The 18640-nt window shown below is 37.5% G+C and carries 15 protein-coding genes; 8 read left to right on the forward strand and 7 right to left on the reverse strand.

Features of this window, described 5'->3' with window-relative positions; translation table 11 throughout:
* Positions 1-2 precede the first annotated feature (2 nt).
* Complete coding sequence (locus ACQKNX_RS12455; RefSeq protein ID WP_427429132.1) at positions 3-1202, forward strand: MFS transporter; 1200 nt, start codon at positions 3-5, stop codon at positions 1200-1202.
* Between the two features lie 906 nt (positions 1203-2108).
* Here the strand turns inward: ACQKNX_RS12455 and ACQKNX_RS12460 are convergent.
* From ACQKNX_RS12460 to ACQKNX_RS12475, 4 genes are all read right to left on the reverse strand, one after another.
* Positions 2109-2999 carry a DMT family transporter gene (locus ACQKNX_RS12460; protein ID WP_427429133.1) on the reverse strand — a complete coding sequence of 297 codons (891 nt, stop codon included), beginning with the start codon at positions 2997-2999 and terminating at the stop codon, positions 2109-2111.
* Positions 3000-3274: 275 nt separating this feature from the next.
* Positions 3275-4486, reverse strand: a complete 1212-nt coding sequence (locus ACQKNX_RS12465; RefSeq protein WP_427429134.1) for an amidohydrolase — start codon at positions 4484-4486, stop codon at positions 3275-3277.
* Positions 4483-5733 carry an amidohydrolase family protein gene (locus ACQKNX_RS12470; RefSeq protein ID WP_427429135.1) on the reverse strand — a complete coding sequence of 417 codons (1251 nt, stop codon included), beginning with the start codon at positions 5731-5733 and terminating at the stop codon, positions 4483-4485. Before ACQKNX_RS12470 ends, ACQKNX_RS12465 begins: the two co-directional genes overlap by 4 nt.
* A 60-nt stretch (positions 5734-5793) precedes the next feature.
* Positions 5794-7353, reverse strand: coding sequence for a glutathione ABC transporter substrate-binding protein (locus ACQKNX_RS12475; protein WP_427429136.1), 1560 nt, complete (start codon positions 7351-7353; stop codon positions 5794-5796).
* A gap of 180 nt (positions 7354-7533) precedes the next feature.
* Between ACQKNX_RS12475 and nikC the strand changes: the two genes are divergently transcribed.
* The 7 genes from nikC to ACQKNX_RS12510 are packed head-to-tail and all read left to right on the forward strand — an operon-like array spanning position 7534 to position 14181.
* Positions 7534-8436, forward strand: coding sequence for a nickel transporter permease (nikC, locus tag ACQKNX_RS12480; protein ID WP_427429137.1), 903 nt, complete (start codon positions 7534-7536; stop codon positions 8434-8436).
* A 14-nt stretch (positions 8437-8450) separates the two neighbouring features.
* Positions 8451-9371: a nickel ABC transporter permease gene (gene nikB / locus ACQKNX_RS12485; RefSeq protein WP_401009118.1), complete on the forward strand. Its 921-nt coding sequence runs from the start codon at positions 8451-8453 to the stop codon at positions 9369-9371.
* A 13-nt stretch (positions 9372-9384) separates the two neighbouring features.
* Positions 9385-10398: an ABC transporter ATP-binding protein gene (locus ACQKNX_RS12490; protein WP_427429138.1), complete on the forward strand. Its 1014-nt coding sequence runs from the start codon at positions 9385-9387 to the stop codon at positions 10396-10398.
* Entirely contained in the window at positions 10395-11387 is a 993-nt protein-coding gene (locus ACQKNX_RS12495; RefSeq protein ID WP_427429139.1) for an ABC transporter ATP-binding protein, read from the forward strand. Before ACQKNX_RS12490 ends, ACQKNX_RS12495 begins: the two co-directional genes overlap by 4 nt.
* A gap of 42 nt (positions 11388-11429) precedes the next feature.
* Entirely contained in the window at positions 11430-12173 is a 744-nt protein-coding gene (locus tag ACQKNX_RS12500; RefSeq protein WP_340822939.1) for a sensor histidine kinase, read from the forward strand.
* Between the two features lie 38 nt (positions 12174-12211).
* Positions 12212-12910 (forward strand): response regulator transcription factor, encoded by a 699-nt coding sequence (locus ACQKNX_RS12505; RefSeq protein WP_340822937.1) that lies wholly within the window; start codon positions 12212-12214, stop codon positions 12908-12910.
* Between the two features lie 5 nt (positions 12911-12915).
* Positions 12916-14181 (forward strand): permease, encoded by a 1266-nt coding sequence (locus ACQKNX_RS12510; protein WP_427429140.1) that lies wholly within the window; start codon positions 12916-12918, stop codon positions 14179-14181.
* A 960-nt stretch (positions 14182-15141) separates the two neighbouring features.
* Here ACQKNX_RS12510 and ACQKNX_RS12515 read toward each other — a convergent pair.
* From ACQKNX_RS12515 to ACQKNX_RS12525, 3 genes are all read right to left on the reverse strand, one after another.
* Positions 15142-16089, reverse strand: a complete 948-nt coding sequence (locus ACQKNX_RS12515; protein ID WP_427429141.1) for a hypothetical protein — start codon at positions 16087-16089, stop codon at positions 15142-15144.
* The gene (locus ACQKNX_RS12520; RefSeq protein ID WP_427429142.1) at positions 16076-16597 is read right to left on the reverse strand and encodes a sigma-70 family RNA polymerase sigma factor; all 522 of its coding nucleotides are present in this window, start codon (positions 16595-16597) and stop codon (positions 16076-16078) included. The genes ACQKNX_RS12515 and ACQKNX_RS12520 overlap by 14 nt, the downstream gene beginning before the upstream one ends.
* Positions 16598-16737: 140 nt before the next feature.
* The gene (locus ACQKNX_RS12525; RefSeq protein ID WP_427429143.1) at positions 16738-18489 is read right to left on the reverse strand and encodes a methyl-accepting chemotaxis protein; all 1752 of its coding nucleotides are present in this window, start codon (positions 18487-18489) and stop codon (positions 16738-16740) included.
* Between the last annotated feature and the right edge of the window lie 151 nt (positions 18490-18640).

Below are 18640 nucleotides of genomic sequence, written 5' to 3' on the forward strand. Positions count from 1 at the left end.
TTATGGATAGTGGCTCAAAAGGGTATTCCATTCAAGATCGTCAATTTTGGCAGATTATTATTAGTTTAGGAGGAGCATCGGTTTTTGTTTTTGCTGCGATGTATTCAGTTCAACCTTTGCTCCCCTTTTTTACAGAACAGTTTCATATTTCTGTTTCATTTGCTAGCCTTGCAGTTTCGATTACGACGATATCGGTTATTATCGGATTAATTGTTTTAGGGTTTTTATCGGATCGACATGGAAGAATTCTTTTTATTAGACTATCAATTATTCTGACTGTCATTCCTTTTCTATTTATGCCATTAACTGATTCTTTTCTTACCATTATACTATTACGCTTTATTCAAGGCTTTGCTATTGCTGGTGTTCCTGCTGCGGCACTCGCCTATATTAGCGAAGAGATTGATAGCCAAGCAATGGGATTTGCTACCTCTCTCTATATTTCATGTAATGCGCTAGGAGGAACAATTGGCCGTTTGTTAATGGGCTATGTAACTGAACACTATTCTTGGGAGACCGCGTTTAGTTCACTAGCTTTGTTAGGTATTGCAATTTTTATAATGGTATTGCTTACACTTCCAAAATCAAGAAATTTCACTATCAACGATCGGACGATTTCAAAAGATTTACAAGGCTTTTGGCTCCATCTAAAAAATCCAAAACTGCTTATCTTGTTCGGACTAGGAATTATACTCCAAACATCCTTTAGTGGTATGTGGTCCTTCATTCCGTATTACTTAATAGAGCCGCCCTTTTCGCTATCATTGAAAATGATTTCATTTATTTTTTTAGCGTATAGCTTAGGTATCGTCGGCTCACCTATCGCCAGCTCACTTGCAGAAAAAATAGGCATACATCGCGTTCGAACATATGGGGTGTTTTTATTAGTTAGTGGCATAATCCTAACATTAAGTGATTCACTCATTATCGTAATTGTAGGACTTTGCATTGCATGTTTAGGCTTTTTTACCGCCCATGCCTTAACATCAGCAACCATTAGTCGTACAGCTAGCCACCAAAAAGGCAGTGCGGCAAGCCTGTATCTCGTTTCTTATTATATTGGTGTTGCTTGTGGAAGTACGTTACTCAGTCCGATATGGTTACATTTTAATTGGTTGGGTATCACCATCACAACCGTTTTCCTTCCTATAATATATATACTGTTTCTAAATTACACATTGCACAAAAAAGATGCGCAGTAATTTTGAGTGCCAGGCACTCAAACTCCAAGAAAAATCCACGTAGACTCCTGCGGGAACGCACAGAACGTAAGACGCAACAAACCGCGCGTTAGCGAGGGTTGCGGCTTACGTGTGTGCCCGCGGAAAGCGCAGTGGATTTTTACGATTTAGGAGCCAGTATTATGCTAGGAATCTAAGAGGGATGCCAGGCACTCAAACAATTTTCTGTTGATTGGAGCGAAGGGCGGGCGACTCCTGCGGGAACAGCACAAAACGTAAGACGCAACAGGCGGCGCGACTGCGACGGTTGTGGCTTACGTTGTGCCCGCGGAAAGCGCTCGCACGTAGCGGAAATTAACCATAACAGTACTTCTTATTTAGAATACGCCTAGTGCCAGGCACTCAAACAATTTTCTGTTGATTGGAGCGAAGGGCGGGCAACTCCTGCGGGAACAGCACAAAAAGTAAGACACAACAGACGGCGCGACTGCGACGGTTGTGGCTTACGATGTGCCCGAGGAAAGCGCTCGCACGTAGCGGAAATTAACCATAACAGTACTTATATTTAGAATACGCTTAGTGCCAGGCACTCAAACTCCAAGAAAAATCCACGTAGACTCCTGCGGGAACGCACAGAACGTAAGACGCAACAAACCGCGCGTTAGCGAGGGTTGCAGCTTACGTGTGTGCCCGCGGAAAGCGCAGTGGATTTTTACGATTTAGGAGCCAGTATTATGCTAGGAATCTAAGAGGGATGCCAGGCACTCAAACAATTTTCTGTTGATTGGAGCGAAGGGCGGGCGACTCCTGCGGGAACAGCACAAAACGTAAGACACAACAGACGGCGCGACTGCGACGGTTGTGGCTTACGTTGTGCCCGCGGAAAGCGCTCGCACGTAGCGGAAATCAACGGTAGCAATAGCCATCTTATTTATAAACTACCCCCTTTATTTCTTTATAGTAAATACAAAGGATAATTCCTAATAGAATCAACAAAGAACCGTAAATTTGGATGCTAGTTGGCAGCTGATTTAAAATAATAGCACTTAGAATCATCGCGATAGCTGGTTCAAAATTTAACAAAAGCGATGCATTTGTCGACCCTATTTCTTTCATTTTTCTATTCCACATTAAATTACTAATTCCATGAATAACGATAGCTGAAATAATTAGCAGTAACCAATATGGAAATGCCACTTGCATATTCTTTTGGGCTACTATAGATGTTCCGAATGGCATGAGAACAATTAGACCAATCAAGTTTGTATAAAAAGTAATGGCCGCCGCTGAAATTCTAGCGCTAAGGTCATTTACAATAATTAGAAACAGAGCAAAACTTAACATCGTAATCAAGCTTAAAATTTCACCTTTACCAATTGATATGCCGATAAATGCTCCTTTTGTAATAATCATCGAAACGCCAATTAATGAAATAATAGCACCAACCCAAAAAATACTGTTTCGATATTCTTTATAGATTATTTTATTAAGTAATGACGTAACAATCGGTGCACAAGCTAATATGAGAGCTGCTGTTATTGGAGTTGTATGCTGAAGACTTGCATAAAAACTATAGTGATTAATCGCAACACCTAAAATGCCAGCTACAATTAATAATAAAATATCGCGGCGCGTAACGGATAAATGGATGATAGATCGCCAACTTATACACCCTAAAAATAGAACAATTACAATCAGTCTGTAAATGGAAATCACTATAGGTTCCCAATGATGAATTAAAATAGCGCCAATAATAAAGTTACTAGCCCAAAAAAATACACAGCTAAATAAAATCATGTATGTTGTTAGTTGTTTCATTTATTGCTCCTTCTCACATGAAAAATAATCATTTACATCTCGGCGCAATTACGGCAAGATTTTTTTCTTGATTCAGCCGGAGTTTGAACCCCACTGATAAAACATTTGCTACAAATTAAAAAAACCGCTTCGCCTTCCTTTGCCAAGTATCGCTATCACCATGAAAGCGATACTTCAGCATAGGAATGTAAGTGGATTTTCGTCTATATAAAATTATTTAAGGGGGATAATTTTATTATTAGCACGGCACAATTCGGTATGCCTCTCCTATATGTTTAACGAATAAATTTTCCTTTAGACATGACAGTACGATCTAAAGGTCTTCTTGCAATGACTTCGGCGCTTGATACTGCATCAAAAAATACGAAACTTGCTTCATCGTTAATATTTGGCCAAACTTTCTGACCATCTGTATCTAATGGCGTAATACCATTTGTAATGTATTTCAATGTTTGACGTATGGAACGTTCATCTAGTTTTCGAGAAATGTCTGCAAAAGTCGTTACTTTTTCTAAAATATCTCCAGAACCATATGGGCTCCATGAATCAAAAAATCCATCACAACCAAAATGCACATCGACTCCATGCTCTGACAGTAAATCGATTGGTGGCATCACACGATTAATATTATATGGCACTGTAGACATGATTTTCACCTGTTGCTGCGCAAGACGATTTGCAATATTATGTTGCTCCATTATAGAAACATCACCTAATGCAAAGGCATGACTTATAGCTGTTCTGCCTTGGTAATTTGTCTCTTCGACTATATCAAGCCATTTATCTATTGTATAGTAGCCAACGTGACCGCCATCATGTAAATGAATATCAACATCGACATTAAATTCATGGGCAATATCCATTGTTTCGTATAGAGAACGCTCAATAGTGTTATCGATTCCAGCCGGATCAAGTCCACCAATCATTGTAGCTCCGTTGCGTAATGCCTCACGTAGTAACTGTGGCACATTATCTCTTAGTAAGCCATGCTGCGGAAAAGCGATTACCTCGGCTGTCACAATATCTTTATAATCATCTAACGCTGCTAATACACCCTCTAAATTTTTCAACCCAATATACGGATCAATATTTACATGCGTACGAATATGATTCGTTCCGTTGTTAATTATTTTTTCAATCATTGCAACAGCACGCTGCTTTCCTGTATGCGCTAAAATAGGTAGCTCCCTTGCTTCTTGCTCCAATCGATCTTTTAAATTTTTTGATGGTATTACTGCCTTCCAAGGTAATGATAAGTATGTTTTATCTAAATGATTATGCATTTCCTTAAAAGCAGGTAAAAGGAGCTTGCCCTTCATATCTATAACGTTTTGCGACGCATCGATTGCTTGTGTTTCTGGAATAATTTGAGAAATTACACCTTCAGTAATTTCAATGTTGAAAAGCTCAACCTTTGTACCAACTGTATCATTATCTTTTATATACTCGCCTGTTTCAAGTAGAACGTTTGTAAGCCACTGCTTCATCTGAATTCTCCTTTCAACTCTCCTACTTCCTGCTGGTGAATAATTTTACCTTGTGAAATGACAGTAGAGATTGGACATCTTCTAGCCACAACATGTGCCGTACTAACGCCATCTACTAGCAGCATATTCGCAACATTACCAACCTTTGGCCATACACGCTCACCCTCATCGTTCAAAGGTGTTATACCGCCAGAAGCATATTTCCATGCACGACTTAAAGAATATTCATCCATGAAACGGAATCTTTCAGCCATCACATTTAATTTTGTAATTGTGTTGCCTGTGCCATAGGGTGACCAATGATCTGTTAAACTATCATGCCCTACTGAAACCTTAACCCCCTTTTCATATAAATATGGAATCGGAATTGTTGAACGATTAATAGCAATTGGTACCGTTGTTGTCACATCCATTTGGACGGAAGCCATTGCTTGTACTAGATTTTCTAGTTGTGGCTGCGCTAAATCAGCCAGTGCCATCGCATGACTAATTGTCACTTGTCCTTCTTTTTTGGCCTGCTTTGTCAAATCAATCAGTTTATAAAACTCGAATTCTCCCAATGTATTGGCTGTATGAATATGAATATCGATACCAGTGTTAAAATCTTGGGCAATTTGCATTGTTGTTTGAAGTGATTTTTCAATATTGCGATCCACAATCGATGGATCAACACCTCCAACTAACGTTGCCCCCATTGTCATTGCCTCTCGGATTAACCCTTCTACATTTGAACGAAGAAGGCCATGCTGTGGAAAGGCAACAATATCATACGTAATTTGTTCCTTATATTTTTCTAAAACTTGCTTTGTAATTTCTATATGCTTTGTACCAATTTGTGGATCAACATTACAATGGGAACGAATATGTGTATGCCCCTGTGCAATAAGCCATTTCACCATCTCCTCGGCACGATAAGCAGCCGTCGGTAATTGCTTCGGTAATAGCATCTGTTCTTCCTCAATGCGTGTTAATATTCCTTTTGTAATGGGTCTTGGTGCTTGCCATTCCCCACCAAAATACGTTTTATCAATATGAATATGCATTTCGCGGAAGGAAGGGACTAACAATTGATGTTGGGCATCCAACACTTCAACATCTTCGGAAACCACTATATTTTTATCTACCTTTTTTACTTGCCCATCTTCAATTAGGACATCATAAATAGCGGTACGAGTTGCAACAATGTGCTCGTTATCATGTTCAAAAGCTTCTTCTAATCTCACATTTTTTAGCAATAGTGTGCTCATAGTTTACTCTCCTAATTCGTATTTTGATGATTGTTCATAATACAAGTGCCCCCTATAGCCTTACTGGACAATTTCTACTCCGCTAAGCATTGTGTAATTGGATGCATCTAACCAAAAGCCCTTTACTCCATTACTATAAACAGCTAAATGCTCATAATTTCGAACAGGAATATATACCGCTTCATCTAGCTCTAATTGCATCGCTTTTTTGTAGATATCATTACGAGTAGCTTGGTCTGATTCAGTACGTCCTTCTTCAATTAACTTATCAATTTCTGGATTACTATAATAGAAGTGATTTCCTGGTGCGCCCATTGAAGCTGTGTGGAACAGATTGTATTGGTTATAATCAGCGTCTCCAGTTGCATTACCCCAGCCACTAATAAATAATTGATGCTGTTCTTTCGTAATTTCCGAAATAAATGCACCGTATTCCATTACTTGAATTTCAACATCTAAGCCAATACCTTTTAATTGAGATTGCACAACCTCAGCCATATTAATGCGTTCTTTGCGATCACTTGTCAGTAATTTAAGTTTAGTGCCTTCTTTAATCCCTGCCTCTTTTAACAGTTGTTTTGCCTTTACAACATCATAATCATAGGCCTTCGTTTCACTTGAATAACCAATAACCTTTGGACTCATTGCTGAATTTGCTAGTGTGCCTACATTATTATAAATTCCACTAATAATTGCCTCGCGGTCAACAGCATAGCTAATAGCCTGACGTACTTTGACATTCGATAATAATGAATCTTTCACATTAAAGCCGATAAACTCAACTGCAAGTCCTTCTGTACGGAATAAATTCATCGTTGAAGAATTTTCAATTCTGGCAATATCCGTTACTGGTACTTGGTCGGCAATATGCGCTTCCCCGCTTTCAATCATCGCTAAACGAGTTGAATCTTCAGGTACGATTTTAAATGTCACTTTATCAATCTTCGGTACAGTACCCCAATAATCCTTATTTGTATTTAATGTAATTGCTTGACCTGATTTCCATGACTCAAAAATAAATGGACCCGTACCTACTGGATTTGTCGCAAGCTGATCTGCTGACCCCGTAATTGCTTTCGGGCTAATAATGCTACCTTCTTGGCTCGCTAAAATAGAAAGAAGCGGTGCATAAGGATTTTTTAATTTTAATGTCACAACATACGTATCATCAACAACAACTTCGCTAATCATAGATAGCTTATCGCGTTGTGGTGAACCTGTCGCTGGATCTAAAATTCGATTAAATGTCGCTTTTACAGCCTCTGCATTAAAATCTTCACCATCATGAAACTTAATGCCTTCATTTAAAGTAAATGTCCACGTTAACTCGTCCTTTTGCTCCCATGATTTTGCTAGTAATGGAACAATTTTTCGATCTCTATCAAAAGCTACTAACGTTTCATAGACTTTACCATGAATAATATTTGCTGAAGGAATATCCGTTATAAAGTGCGGGTCAAGACTAGTAGCATCTGAAGCTCTTAATACGATAAGTTCCCCTCCAACACTTTTAGATCCTTCCTTGGATCCCTCCGTACTATTGTTACTTGCAGTCGAACAAGCTTGCAAAATAACGACAGTCATAAGCGCTAAAAATAAAAACACTTTCATTCTCTTCATAAATTACTCCTCCTTGTTAAAATGTTGCTTACATTTCGAATTATAAAGAAATAAAATTTACTTGTTTTTTAAAATCTTTACTTGTTTTTTAAATTTTCTGACTAATAACCTCTAAAATATTTACTTTCTGTGCTCTTTTCAATAAATTGATATCACATCTAAAAAAAAGGAGAAATCATTATGGAGAAAGTAACTACAACGATAGATCATTCGATTTTATCGGATGCACGCAAAGCAACTCGAAAAAAAAATATGATCGGTTTTCTCAACAAAATCAAAAAAAATAAAGCCGCTGTTGCAGGTGGTATTATTATTGTTCTTTATTTAATTATGTTTCTTATCGGGCCTATCATTGCTCCTTACGATCCATACGATGTGCAATTGGATCAGAAATTACAAGCACCTAGTTTAGATCATCTCATGGGTACTGATGATAAAGGCCGTGATATTTTTAGTCGCATATTATATGGCTCACGCCTATCACTTGGTGTTGGTTTTTCAGCCGTACTTTTTGGTGGAACGATTGGCACGTTATTAGGGCTTATTGCTGGCTATTACGGTAGATGGATTGACTCCATTATTAGTCGTATTTTAGATATCATGCTAGCCTTCCCTGGTATTTTACTAGCTTTGGCGATTGTCAGTGCATTAGGTCCAAGCCTGATTAACGTTACAATTGCTGTTGGTTTTTTCTCAATACCTATGTTCGCTCGTATCGTACGTGGTTCTACGATGGAAGTTAAAAAATTGGAATACATTGATGCTGTTAGAACACTTGGTGCGAACGATGTGACGATTTTAGCGAAGCATGTTTTCCCTAATATTTTATCACCAATTATTGTGCAAGCATCTATGCGCTTAGCTACAGCCATTTTATCTGCTGCCGGCTTATCATTTTTAGGTTTAGGTGCTCAGCCTCCATCACCAGAATGGGGAGCAATGCTCTCTAACGGACGAGACTTTATTTTTACTGCTCCATATATGGCGATGTTCCCTGGACTGATGATTTCGATACTTGTACTCGGCTTTAACTTATTTGGAGATGGTTTGCGCGATGCACTTGATCCAAGAATGAAAAATTAAAGGAGTGTAGCGATATGACACTATTTATCTTAAAACGAATTGTGCAAATTGTCCCTGTGACATTAGGTGTAACGCTCGTTGTATTTTTAATTATGCAGATGATACCAGGTGATCCTGCATTAATATTAGCTGGTGAAGGTGCTTCCAATGAAACGGTTGAAGAGTTACGCGAGAATTTAGGGTTGAACAAGCCTTTATACGTTCAATACGGTGAATATATAAACAATCTTTTACATGGTGATATGGGGAATTCTTTAAAAAATAAGCAGCCCGTTCTTGAGGAAATTACGGCACGTTTACCGATTACAATTGAGCTTGCGATATACAGTATTTTAATCACCATTGTGTTAGGTCTTATTGCCGGCATTATTTCAGCAATACGTCCCTATTCTGTTTTAGATGTTGGATTAATGATTGTTGCGCTCCTCGGTATTTCTTTGCCAAGCTTTTGGCTTGGAATTTTATTAATGTATGTATTTTCAGTACAGCTACATTGGCTGCCTGTGGCGGGATGGGAAAGTGCAAAACATATTATTTTGCCAGCCATCACACTCGGTGCGGGGGGTGCTGCCATTGTAGCCCGTATGACGCGCTCCAGTATGCTTGAAGTTGTCAATCAAGATTACATCCGTACAGCAAAAGCAAAAGGCTTAAAAGGCTACGTTATTATTCTAAAACACGCATTACGCAATGCATTAATACCTGTTATTACAGTAGTAGGATTACAGTTTGGTACTTTACTTGGTGGAACAGTATTAGTAGAATCTGTTTTTGCTGTGAACGGCCTTGGCCGAATGATTGTTGATGCAATTCGTACTCGAGATATACCAGTTGTACAAGGTGGCGTACTAGTAGCTTCATTAATATTTGTTGTTATCAATCTCTTTGTCGATATTTTATACAGAATATTTAATAAACGAATTGATTTAAATTAGGGGGGACATGAACATGAAACGAGAAACTGTATTGGAAGTAAAAAACTTACAAACATATTTTTATTCCAGTGAAGGGGTCGCAAAGGCTGTAGATGGTGTGTCATTTACACTTCATAAAGGAGAAACGTTAGGAATTGTTGGTGAATCGGGCTGTGGCAAATCCATGACTTCACTTTCCCTCCTAAGATTAGTACCTTCACCACCAGGTAAAATCATTAATGGTGAAATACTACTAAACAATACAGATTTACTGAAATTATCAGAAGAGGAGCTACGGAAAATAAGAGGCAATAAAATATCGATGATTTTTCAGGAGCCTATGACGAGCCTAAATCCCGTTTTAACAGTTGGTGAACAAATTGCTGAGACAATACGCTTACATCAAGGCTTGTCCCGCAAAGAAGCTTGGCAACAGGCAGTTGAAATGATTCGTCTAGTCGGCATACCTGCACCAGAAAAAAGAGCAAAACAGGAGCCTTATCAACTAAGTGGTGGGATGCGACAGCGCATTATGATTGCGATGGCTTTAGCTTGTACACCAGATGTATTAATTGCTGATGAACCAACAACAGCGCTTGATGTGACGATCCAAGCACAGATTATCGATATTATTAGAAACTTGCAACAGCAATTAGGGATGAGCATTATTTTTATTACACATGACCTCGGTGTAGTGGCTGAAATTTGCGATAAAATTGCGGTAATGTACGCGGGTCAAGTAGTAGAAGAAGGTTCTACAGATAGCCTTTTTGCAAAGCCTCTCCATCCTTATACAAATGGCTTAATTCAATCATTACCTAAGCTTTATGAAGATCAAGAAGAGCTATCGACGATTCAAGGTACTGTACCAAGTCCATATCACTATCCGAACGGCTGTCGTTATGCTGAACGCTGTCCATTTGCCACTGAGCTATGTTATGAACAGCAACCAGAGCTCATTACGATAGAATCGGATAAAAAGGTAAGATGCTGGATGTATAGCGAACAATGGCAAGGAGAATCAGCGATGGAGGAGATGATGATATGACAATGAATGAAAATATGCAACCATTATTACAAGTAAACGAGTTAAAACAGCATTTTTTCTTAAAAAAAGAAAAACTTTTTGGTGCACAACAAGTTGTCAAAGCTGTAGATGGTGTTTCTTTCAATATTATGCCAGGTGAAACGCTAAGCATCGTTGGTGAATCGGGCTGTGGGAAATCGACAACAGGTCGTGCTATTTTACGTTTGGATGAACCGACATCTGGTGAAGTATTATTGTTCGGCAAAAACTTAGTAGAGATGAATAAAAAAGAACTGCGAGCGGCTAGAAAAGATATTCAAATTATTTTTCAGGACCCTTACGCTTCCCTCAATCCGCGGAGAACGATTCGTAAAATGCTGACCGAGGCCATGTCCATTCAAAAAATTGTACCACCAGAGCAGCAAGAATCTCGTATGCTAGAATTAATGACACTCGTTGGTTTACGTCCAGAATATCTCGAGCGCTACCCACATGAATTTTCTGGCGGGCAACGACAACGTATTGGTATAGCAAGAGCACTTGCAGTCAATCCAAAAATTATTATTTGTGATGAATCGGTTTCAGCTTTAGACGTGTCCATTCAAGCTCAAATTTTAAATTTACTTAAAAAGCTACAACGCGATTTGGATTTAACGTTTTTATTTATCTCTCATGATTTAAGTGTCGTTCGACATATATCTGATCGTGTCATGGTCATGTATCTCGGAAAAGTCGTCGAAATAGCCGACAAGCATTCCCTTTTCTCTCAGCCGCTTCACCCTTATACAAAAGCACTATTTTCATCTATACCAATTATTGACAAGCAACATCGTAAGGAACGTATTATTTTGAAGGGAGATATTCCATCCCCTCTTAATCCACCTACAGGTTGTAGCTTTCACACACGCTGTCCATTTGCAACCGACAAATGTAAAGTTGAAATACCAGCGTTGCGGGAAATAAATGCCACACATAAGGTAGCTTGCCATTTTGCAGAAAATTTAGTTTAATGTAACTTACACTTATATAAAACTGGAGAGGTCCTTTTCATTATGTTACAACTAGAAACATTCAACATATATATTCTCCTATGTGTAATCGCTCCAATCATTGGAGCTTTTCTGCTTACATTTATATTTATTTTTGAAAAACAGATTGATAGTCTTGAAGAAGAAAAAAGACATTTGGAGCTAGAGCAAGATTTACAGCGCGCGAATATCCTTCAACTCAATCAACAAATACAGCCACACTTCTTTTTTAATGCCTTAAATTCTTTGTTAAGTCTAGCCCGCATTAATCGTAAAGAAGATTTGGTTGCAGGTATTGAAGCTTTAGCAACGTTTTTTAAATTTAAATATAATGATCACGATGTCTTAATTGCCTTAAAAAATGAGGTCCAATTTGTTGAAAGCTATTTAAATATTCAGCAGCTACGCTTCGGGCATCGTTTAACGATAAACAAATTTATCGATAATGATGCTCTTTCAGTAAAAATACCTCCGTTTATTTTTCAAACGATTATTGAAAATGCCTTTAAACATGGATTTGAGAAGCATGTAGGACCTGCCGAGCTGTCTATTTATATAAAAAAATTGGACAACATTTTATTGATTGAAATCAAAAATACACAGCCAATCGATACGGCACTTAATCATACCGAAGATGAATTGCAGCAAGGCTACGGACTTGAAAATGTTCAAAAACGTCTCCAACTTATATATGGACTTGAAAATATTTTATTTTCAACCATTAGCGAGGAGCAACTTTATACCGTTACTATTCATGTTCCTGCGTAAGCAATAAAAGTAGATCCTAAAGGAAAGGATGAAGCAACATGAATATATTAATCGCCGATGACGAGCCATTAGAATTAGAACAAATGATTTATTTATTAAAGCCACATTTTCCAAATTGGAAATTTCACACTGCTCTAGATGCTTCTCAAGCACTACAATTAGCGAAAAAGCATCGTATGACCATCGCCTTTTTAGATATTCAAATGCCTGGAAAGGATGGTATAACACTAAGCAAGGAATTAAAAAATCTTTATGAATTAGATATTATTATGGTCACTGCATTTCAGACCTTTGAATACGCACAAAAAGCTTTACGAATCGGAGTGACTGATTATTTAACAAAGCCTGTTATTGCTAGTGAATTAAACGATATTGTCGAAAAATATAAGGCATGGAGCTCCAACCATGATGCAATTCAAAGTGCACTTTCTTATATTCATGAAAATTATCACGAAAAACTTACGCTCAATATTATAGCTGAAAAAATACATTTAAATCCAAGCTATTTAAGCCGTAAATTTTTAGAGGAGCAATCCATCGGCATTAACGAGTATATTAATAATTATCGCTTAGAAATTGCTATTAAGAAGATGAATGAAAACATGGAAGCCAGTATGTCTACTATTGCAGAAAGCTGTGGCTTTAATAGTCAGCATTATTTTAGTGTAGCTTTTAAGAAAAAATATAATCAGTCTCCACGACAATACAAAGTATCACAAAAGTATAAAGGGCAGTAAAACATATGTATTTTAAAAAACTTTCACTTCTTGTACCGCTTGCAAGTTTAAGTACAACAGCGGGTGTCATCATATTATTAGCAAGATGGATTAGTGGTAATTTTTTATTATCCTCCCCATCCGCACTTATTTCTTATGGTTTTATGGCAGGCATTTGTTATACATTAGCAACAGCCATTTCGTTTATCGTGCTAGGTTCTTTTTTAAATAAAAGTGGCTATTCACAAAGCCAACACAAACAAAGTTTTTTAATTATGAAAATGCAGGACAAACTAAGTGGTATGAACTTAAAAGTTGTACGGCTATTTTACTTACTAACAGGCATTGAAATTTGGCTTATTCAATTGATTAGCATTAGTGTGTTATCTACTATTATGTTTAATATACCCGTGCCGATTTCATTAGCATTGTTTTTAATTGGCATGCTATTATTGGACCGATTAATGTCTTTAAAGGGGATATTATGGCTAGATACGTTGTTTATTATTATGTTATTTTCTCTACTCATATTTATCCCTATTTTTTATTTTGTGCAAAATGGAGCCAGTACAGTTTATGAAGGAATTCGTTTATACCACCCGTATTTATTTTACTTTAAAAACAGTGAAATTCTGTTGTTTTATGTTGTAATTCAATTAGCTATTTTAGGACAAGTGTTGTTTGATAAATCGACTTGGTATTTAGTAGCCTTTATCAAACCTAAAAAAGTACGCCGTAGCCTATTTTCTTCAGGTGTCGTTTTAGCCTTATTAACGTTGTCCTTTACAGCAATTTTAATGATTGCACTGTATAGTGGGTCATACGGCCAATTTCAAATTTTAGTGCTGACATTTTTATATGAGGTACAGCCAGGTTTTCTTACATTTGCTTTTCTTGTAATTACGCTTTTAGCAATTGTGACAACACTACTCGTAGAAATGCGCGCAACAAAACGCTTCTTTTCTACCCGTAGACCCTATTATTACTATTTGATAGGCTTAATGCTACTATTATTTAGTCTATTTTTATCAATCAAAATAACTATTTTAGGCGTCATTTATAGCTTTGCGTTTATCCATATCACAATGTTGCCGTTTATTATAATTCTTTTATTTACGAAGCGAACGATTCATAAACATAGTTGGTTAGCGATATTGCTCTCTATTATGATTGGCATTATTGTTGGCCTCTATTTTAGTGCTCTATACGGTCTAGCTGTAAGCTTTATCACCTCTTGCATTTATCAATTTATGCTTCAGCAGGCTAGAAGTTTTCCATCAGCAGACGACTAGCCTAATCATTTTCCATATACAACTACAAAAAAGATGCTTCGCAAGCTAGCGAAACATCTCAGACTGTAGACAAACTCGAAGTTTTTCGAATTTGTCTATAGTCTTTTTTATTTAAAACTAATATAGGGGATGACTACTGCCGTTGATTTCCGCTATGGGCGGGCGCTTTCCGCGGGCACATCGTAAGCCGCAACCCTCGCTAACGCGCGGTCTGTTGCGTCTTACGTACTGTGCTGTTCCCGCAGGAGTCGCCCGTCCTCCACTCCAATCAACTTTATATGTATTGCTAGCAGTCTATTATAAATGAAGGAAGAATATGCCAATACAAAACGCGTCCGGACAGTATGGTCAAGACGATAGTAAGAACCCTTTTTTAAAAAAAATAATATTGAAATGATGACTACTGCCGTTGATTTCGCTACGGGCGGGCGCTTTCCGCGGGCACATCGTAAGCCGCAACCCTCGCTAACGCGCGGCTTGTTGCGTCTTACATTCTGTGCTGTTCCCGCAGGAGTCGCCCGCCCTCCACTCCAATCAACTAGTGTCAACACGCTCTTACGAAGGAAAAAGTGAAAATAAAGTACAATTATTGCAGTTATGATTATATATGATAGTCGTCTGCTTTAATCATTAAATAAATTTAGAGGTCTACTGCCGTTGATTTACGTTACGGGCGGACGCTTTCCGCGGGTATATCGTAAGCCGCAACCCTCGCTAACGCGCGGTCTGTTGCGTCTTACGTACTGTGCTGTTCCCACAGGAGTCGCCAGCCCTCCACTTCAATCAACTTTATATGTATTGCTAGCAGTCTACTATAAATGAAGGAAGGGTATGCCAATATAAATCGAGTCCGGACAGTATGGTCAAGACGATAGTAAGAACCCTTTTTTTACAATAAAAATAACAAAAGCGATAAAGAATTCTATTCTTAATCCCTTTTGTCGACAAGCTTAGATGTTTTTAAACCCAAATAACAAAAGCGATAAAAACAATAAACAAAAAAATCGTAGTTGTTAATGCCAAGTAATGCCTTTTTTCATGTCGTCCAAAATAATATTCGATTGCTAAAAGCAATAACATTGAAACTAAAATAAGCGTGAAGTCAGCAGCAATATATATAAACCAATTCTTTATATTAAATATCGATAACATAATAAAACCAACCAATTTAAAAATATAGACCGTTCGCTGATGACTAATATTCACATACTTCGGCTCTTTTGGAATATTAAATTTCCAGCGAACTACTCTTTCAGCAACCCATCCAACAAAGAAAATGACAACAAATAAGACCATCAATATGAGAAGTCCCGTAGATTTAAATACACCTTCCTTGAAAGGAAAGTCTGTAAATACTGATACAGCCTCCTCATCATTGACTTTATAAAACTGATTGGTCTTTACATCGAGAAAGGCGATTTGTTCATTATTTTTTAACATTTTTAGCTTAACTGCTTGCCCATTACTAAATTCTATCCAAAAATCTCGCACCACATAATAATCATCCGATTTCTGTGCTACAACTGCCTTCTGAAGTATGCTTTCTAGAAGTTTCGTGTCAGCCCCTTTTAAGTACTCTTGTTGCCCTATAATCCAACCTGTTCTGCCAGCATTAAATGAATCTTCATCCCAATTTTGTACGATGGACAATTGTTGTATTTCTTCATTTTGCGCTAGTTCAACAATTGAAGCATGCTGAACATACTCTGTTCGTTGCCATGGTCCAACAGCGATTAAAAAAAGCAACGTCACGATTGCGCCAACTATAATTGTGGGATACTGCCAACTACTATTTTGTTTAGGATGCTGTTGTTGCTCCGCACGATGGACAATACGCTCCTGTAATGCTTTCGTAAAACGTGGTGCTTCTCCTATTTCCTCATCCAGCTTCTTTTTAAAAGATGTCATCTCCTAGCACCTCCCAATCGCTTCGTTCGAGTTTGTCTTGTAGCATTTGCCTCGCTCTACGTAACCTTGTTTTTACTGTATTTTCAGTACAACCAAGCACATCTGCTATTTCACGTCCTTTTAATTCCTGATAATAATAAAGAATTAACACTTCCCTGTAAGAAATGGGTAGCTCAAATAAAGCTGCTTTCAACGTCACTCGTTCATCTGCTTTGATGAGATCTATTTCTGGAGTCCTTTTATATACACCTAAATGAAGCTTGTCAAATAATTGATGGCGTTTATTTTTCCAGCTTCTTAAATAATCATGACTTTTATGTACTGTAATTTTTACTAAATAGGTTTTAAGCGAAGCTCTTTGTTCAAAGCGATCCTGTTGCAAGTAATAGGCGAGAAATACATCTTGCACAATTTCTTCTGCAATCGACCAATCTCGCACATATAAATAAGCCACACGTAGGCAATATTCGCCGTGCTCTTCCATTATGGCTGTTAAATGCTCACTCACTAGAGCCCCCCCTTTTCCACTCATCCTATAGTCGTAAAATCTTTTAAGATAGTTTCACTAAAACGAAAAAAGTGCCCTTATGTCGGACACTTTTTTCTTAAGTATACTTTGGAAAATTTTGAAATCTCAACACAAATCCCTTAAATTTTAAAATGATTAATAGCATCAAACATTTTTTTAGAGCTATTTTCTAATTCTTCAACAACAGACTCTAAATCATGGACAATTGCCATTTGTTGGTCTGAAGCTTGTGCTACACTTTCCGCACGATTGGCATTCATAACTATTACATTATTCATTTGCTCAGCAGATGCTAATACTTCCTCTGAGCTTGCTGACATTTGCTCGATAATAGCCGAGTTTTCCTGTATTTCTTGGTTCACACTTTGCACAGCTTGTAAGATCATTACTAATGCTTGGCCTATTTTACCTACTTCTTCGCTTCCATCTTTAACACTTGTAGCACTAGTCTGCATCTCTTCCAATGCTTTAGTTGTTGTGATGCTAAAACTTTGCAATTGATTTTGAATATTTTCAGCTGAAACACGAGACATTTCAGCTAATTTTCTTACTTCATCTGCGACTACGGCAAACCCTTTTCCTGCCTCACCTGCACGGGCTGCTTCAATCGCTGCATTTAATGCTAGTAAATTGGTTTGATCTGCGATACTTGTAATAACAGCTACCATTTCTTCAATAGAACGGAATTGTTTACCCATTTCCGTAACATGATCAGATGTAGCTAGTACCGATTTTTCGACTTGATGAATTTTAAATACAACATTTTCAGAATCTGCTACACCTGTTTGGACACGGTCCGTAATATCGTTCGATGATTCCGCCACATTCGATGTAGCGTCTGCCATACGTTGAATTCCTGATACCATTTCCTCCATGGCACGAACAACTTCTTCATTGTTAGCACGTTGCTGTTCGCTACCACTTGCAATCGTCACAATACTACTCGCCACTTCACCGTTTGAACTACTCACCGTTCCCGTCGAAGTATGAATATTATCAACCGCCTGTTGTAAATTAACAGCAGTCCCATGAATCAAATGGAATGTTTCTTTTAATTTGTACATGGATTGTGTAAATGCTTTAGCAAAAGCAGAAATTTCATTGTTACCTGCTACTTTAATCGCATCTAAGCCTTTTTCAGCACTGCGAATATCTCCATCAGCGAATTGCTCTGCTACATCTTTTAAAACAACAAGAGGCTGTAATAAGCGATTTGTATAAAAGCGAATAATACCAATTAAAATGACTCCACCAATTAATAAAATAATAACAATATAAGGAATCGTATGTTTTAACACATCGCTTTGAACAGCCTGTACATCATTTGCCATCATGTCTACACCGACAAAGGCAACCGTATTTCCTGAACTATCTTTTAATGGTGTAATTGCTGACATTAAAGAACCGTATGTTTCACTTTTTTGTATAGCTGAATAATAGCCATTCTTATCAATAGCCTTCTGACCATCTTTATATGTAAGAACCTCAGATGGATCCCCCATAGCACCAGCCATTTCTTCATCTAACGGTAAACCGTCGACTAAAAATTTCAAATTTTCTCCCTCTGTTGGTGGATATAAAACATAAGCATATAAAAGACCATTATGTATACGTAATGTATTTAACTCTTCACGCAAATCTTTATATAACGTTGACTTTGCATCATCTGAGTCAATTAATTTTTTATACGATTCTACATCTACAAGTGAGGCGATTGTTTGTGCTTTCGATACGCCATCACGACCTATTGCTCCTTCAACGGAATTATTCGTATTCATATATAAAATACCTATCACTAGTCCTACAATTAGGACTACCACAATACTAGCGAACAATAATACCTTATCACTCAATCTCTGTGACTTTTTCATAAATATTCTCCTTTTCGCATCGTTTTCATTACTATATACATAGAGAATTTTAACCTTTATTAACGCCAAAAGATACATATTTTGCTATAAAAATCTAAAATAACATCTTTTTTACCTAAGTCTTGTCAAATCATGTCGCTTACTTTTCTAA

Origin of the sequence: Lysinibacillus sp. NPDC093712 (assembly GCF_050280025.1) — a bacterium.
Lineage (GTDB): Bacteria > Bacillota > Bacilli > Bacillales_A > Planococcaceae > Lysinibacillus.

Coding starts and splice junctions, on each gene's coding strand:
- ACQKNX_RS12490 (WP_427429138.1), top strand. CDS start 9,385: ATGAAACGAGAAACTGTATTGGAAGTAAAAAACTTACAAACATATTTT.
- nikB (WP_401009118.1), top strand. CDS start 8,451: ATGACACTATTTATCTTAAAACGAATTGTGCAAATTGTCCCTGTGACA.
- ACQKNX_RS12515 (WP_427429141.1), bottom strand. CDS start 16,089: ATGACATCTTTTAAAAAGAAGCTGGATGAGGAAATAGGAGAAGCACCA.
- ACQKNX_RS12495 (WP_427429139.1), top strand. CDS start 10,395: ATGACAATGAATGAAAATATGCAACCATTATTACAAGTAAACGAGTTA.
- ACQKNX_RS12455 (WP_427429132.1), top strand. CDS start 3: ATGGATAGTGGCTCAAAAGGGTATTCCATTCAAGATCGTCAATTTTGG.
- ACQKNX_RS12525 (WP_427429143.1), bottom strand. CDS start 18,489: ATGAAAAAGTCACAGAGATTGAGTGATAAGGTATTATTGTTCGCTAGT.
- ACQKNX_RS12505 (WP_340822937.1), top strand. CDS start 12,212: ATGAATATATTAATCGCCGATGACGAGCCATTAGAATTAGAACAAATG.
- nikC (WP_427429137.1), top strand. CDS start 7,534: ATGGAGAAAGTAACTACAACGATAGATCATTCGATTTTATCGGATGCA.
- ACQKNX_RS12470 (WP_427429135.1), bottom strand. CDS start 5,733: ATGAGCACACTATTGCTAAAAAATGTGAGATTAGAAGAAGCTTTTGAA.
- ACQKNX_RS12500 (WP_340822939.1), top strand. CDS start 11,430: ATGTTACAACTAGAAACATTCAACATATATATTCTCCTATGTGTAATC.
- ACQKNX_RS12465 (WP_427429134.1), bottom strand. CDS start 4,486: ATGAAGCAGTGGCTTACAAACGTTCTACTTGAAACAGGCGAGTATATA.
- ACQKNX_RS12510 (WP_427429140.1), top strand. CDS start 12,916: ATGTATTTTAAAAAACTTTCACTTCTTGTACCGCTTGCAAGTTTAAGT.
- ACQKNX_RS12460 (WP_427429133.1), bottom strand. CDS start 2,999: ATGAAACAACTAACAACATACATGATTTTATTTAGCTGTGTATTTTTT.
- ACQKNX_RS12475 (WP_427429136.1), bottom strand. CDS start 7,353: ATGAAGAGAATGAAAGTGTTTTTATTTTTAGCGCTTATGACTGTCGTT.